The sequence below is a fragment of the Candidatus Neomarinimicrobiota bacterium genome, from assembly GCA_041862535.1.
Classification (GTDB): domain Bacteria; phylum Fidelibacterota; class Marinisomatia; order SCGC-AAA003-L08; family TS1B11.
Genome location: JBGVTM010000305.1, coordinates 1 through 3,412 on the forward strand (window position 1 = coordinate 1; position 3,412 = coordinate 3,412).

General features: G+C 59.5%; 4 protein-coding genes. 3 read left to right on the forward strand and 1 reads right to left on the reverse strand.

What is annotated here, in order from left to right; genetic code table 11:
• Both ACETWG_11020 and ACETWG_11025 read left to right on the forward strand, forming a co-directional pair.
• The coding region (locus ACETWG_11020) for a hypothetical protein (GenBank protein ID MFB0517116.1) at positions 1–301 on the forward strand (301 nt) is incomplete at its 5' end.
• An 80-nt stretch (positions 302–381) separates the two neighbouring features.
• Positions 382–801, forward strand: a complete 420-nt coding sequence (locus ACETWG_11025) for an ATPase, T2SS/T4P/T4SS family (protein ID MFB0517117.1) — start codon at positions 382–384, stop codon at positions 799–801.
• Positions 802–1,268: 467 nt separating this feature from the next.
• Here the strand turns inward: ACETWG_11025 and ACETWG_11030 are convergent, their stop codons facing one another.
• The gene (locus ACETWG_11030) at positions 1,269–3,020 is read right to left on the reverse strand and encodes a thiamine pyrophosphate-binding protein (protein ID MFB0517118.1); all 1,752 of its coding nucleotides are present in this window, start codon (positions 3,018–3,020) and stop codon (positions 1,269–1,271) included.
• Between the two features lie 170 nt (positions 3,021–3,190).
• Here ACETWG_11030 and ACETWG_11035 point away from each other — a divergent pair.
• Positions 3,191–3,412, forward strand: a 222-nt coding sequence (locus tag ACETWG_11035) for a YqaA family protein (GenBank protein ID MFB0517119.1), incomplete at its 3' end; no start/stop codon positions are given.

A 3,412-nucleotide genomic window follows, 5' to 3' on the forward strand; every position in this document is an offset into this window, starting at 1 on the left:
CATGGTACTGGCGGAAGGGGAAGACACGGCATTTGTGGACGTAGATCCCACCCTGGTGCAGTCCCTGATGGCGGGACAGAGCATCCAGCTCAAGACCTTGAAGGCTAACGAAAACCTCTCTACAATAGTGGACCTGTTCTCCGGGGCGTACGGGATCAATGTGCCGCTGGGCAAGGGCTTTAAGGTACAGGCCATTTACCACAGCGTGTATCGCACCGGTGATCCGGAGCAGGATCCCCGGGCGGCGGTCTGGCCGGAGCCAGTCTGTTCCAACGTGCTGGAATATCCCCCTGGTCAGTGAAATGTGCGGAACGGCTCCTGGTTACCCTGTCTGAACAGGCTTACATGAGAAGCGCGTGTCTTCCGTCGCTGTAATCCGTCATGGATATCAACGTTATCCCTTTTAATGAGAGAGCGACTCCTACCAAGAATCCCATAGACCTGAACATATCGGCTGTGGAGATCGTGGAGCTGCTGCTCCACCAGGCTGTTACCAGCCGGGCCAGTGACATTCATCTGGAGTCCCGGGAAGGGGCGCTTTCAGTCCGATACCGCATCGACGGCCTGCTATCCCGGGGGCCTGACATCACCCGGCAGCAGTCGGCGGTGCTCAGCCGGTTGAAGATCCTGGCCAACATGGACATTGCCGAGAAGCGCCGTCCCCAGGACGGGAAGTTCAGCTTCAGCGGGTCCAATGGCGAGCTGGACGTGCGGGTCTCCACCCTGCCCGGCATTCATGGAGAAAAAATCGTCCTGCGGTTGCTGAACCGCTCCGATCAGAACCTGTCTGCTGACCACTAACAACCCGAAACTTGTCCCTGAGGGACCCCTTTGGGGTAACTTGAAACTTCTTTTTTTCGCGCATCTCGCGCACCAAGCGCACCAGGCGAACGACAAACCGCTGCCAATGGCTTATATTCAGCCGCTATGATAATGCTAACCCATATCATGCCGCGGGTGCTCTTACCGCTGCAATACCTCACAGTGGCCGTAGCAATCCGTCATCGCGAGCCCGACCTGAAGGTCGGGAGTGGCGATCTCATTTTGCTCCGAAGGAGTCCCTTCGGGGCATTTTGCTCTTTGCAATTTGCATTTTGCACTGTTCTCCACCATTTGCCGCCGCCATATCGCCCCGCGCGCACTCCCGTCCCTGCTTTTGGAGCGGAAATGTTTTTCAACAGGCAGATTCCGGCCTCTCGTCGGGAAAAAACTTTAAAATGCTGAATTTTGTATGGATTTTGTTGAATTTCTCACTGGCCCCGGTAGCGTCAGATCGAGACCGCCCCCTTCCTGAATCCCGTCTTTCCGATCAGCGCATTGATCAGTACCGGCTTGCCCTCTCCAATGGCGGCTCTGGCCGCGGCCAGGACGTCCGGAATGTCAGCCGGATTGTCCAGCAGGTATCCCCGGGCGCCCAATCCCTCAGCGACTATATGGTAGTCTATGCGGGCGAGAGTGGTCCCGACATCATCCTTCAGCAGAGGCACCTGTTCGCGGGCGATCTGGGTCCAGCCGCCGTCATTACCCACCACGGCGATCACTGGCAGGCCGTGCCGGACGAAGGTGTCCAGTTCCATGAGCGAGAATCCCACCGCACCATCGCCGTAAAGGATCCATACTTCCGCTTCGGGGCGGCAGAGCTTGGCCCCCAGGGCGAACCCGGCTCCTACGCCCAGCGTGCCAAACACACCGGGGTCCAGCCAGGAGAGGGGTCCCCGGGGACGCACCGTGTAGCTGGCGGTGGCCACGAAATCGCCGCCGTCGGCCACGATCAGGCTCTTAGGTGCCAGGCTGGCATCAATTTCTCGAAGCAGCCGCAGCGGATTGATCCAATCAGACCTTTCCTCCGCATGGGTCGTGATCCGCTTTTCCCCCTCTTCCTGAAGGCGCCGCAAGCGGACCAGCCAGGACGGCCACCTGCCGGAATCCCATCCAGCCAGGTCGGAGAGTCCCCACAGGAACAGTGCCGGATCGGCGTGAATTGCCAGCTTGGGCCGCCGATTCAATCGCAGCTGGCCCTTATCACGATTGACGGTTATCAGAATAGCGCTGCGGGGGATCTGGCGGCCGTAATTCAGCCGGAAATCACAGGGCATCCCGGCCAGGATGACCAGGTCGGCTTCTTTCAGCGCCTGCCGGCGCTGGTGGCGGCACTGCAGGGGATGGTCCGGCCCCAGCAGTCCCCGGGCCATGCCAGCCAGATAGACCGGTATGCCCAGGCCTTCAATGGCCTTCGCTGGCTGCTTGACTTCTGCCGGCGCGAGAAGGGCCTGGCTACCCACAATCATCAAGGGCCGTTGCGCGGTCTCCAGAAGGACTGCGGCCTGCTTGATATGCGCCGCTGATGGCCGCTGGATGGTCGACACAGCTGGCGGCGCTGGGCTTTCGTCCGCCTGACCCGCAAATAGCCGGTTCATATGGTATCGCAAGTAGGTTTTCTGGATCCGGCTCGCTAGGCTTCGCTGCTTGACCGACGTATCGGGCTCACCAAGATACCACTGTCGGACGAGTTCTTCCGGATAGAGCAGGTCGACCGGCAGTTCGACGAAGACCGGGCCGGGAACTCCCTCCCGGGCGAGTCGGAAAGCCGATTCCAGTGTGGGAACGATCTGCCGGACGGTCTTGGGAGCGGCGAGCCATTTCACATGCGGCTTGAATAATGCCTTCTGGTCAATATCCTGCAGTGCGCCGCGGTTTTTGAGGACCGTGGCTGTCGCGCCGCCGATGAGCACCAATGGCGACTGGGCCAGCTGGGCATTCTTGACCGCGGTTACCGTATTGGTTACCCCCGGGCCGGCTGTCACCACGGCGACGCCTGGAATACCACAGAGGCGGGCTACGGCATCGGCGGCGAAGACAGCCGTGGCCTCGTGGCGCACATCAATGACCCTGATGCCGAGTTCCTTGGCAGCTACCAGGATGGGGGAGATGTGCCCGCCGCAGAGAGTGAAAAGATTTTGAACCCCTTGCGCCTTTAAGACCCGCGCAACTAGGGCTCCACCATGTGCATGAACGTCCATAAGTCGTGATAATTAGGTGGGCCTAAGCTAGATACTGTCACGAGAAAAACCCTATTGAAAAGACTACTCGATCCACCAGGAATAGATCGGCAGTCACCAGCCTTAAAGGAAGGCCTATGCCGCGCAACGGTGATCGCTTTAAGTTTAGGCCTATTTTTCGAACGATTATGATGGTCAGCCGTCCCTTACGCCGCCTGTACGACTGGGTCCTCCATTGGGCCGAAACCCCCTATGGAGCGCCGGCCCTGTTCCTGCTGGCCTTTGCCGAGTCATCATTCTTTCCAATCCCACCCGACGTGCTTCTGATTGCTCTGGCTGTGTCCGTCCCGTCCCGGGCCTTCTGGTATGCTCTGATTTGCGCCGCCGGTTCCCTCATCGGGGCCTACCTGGGG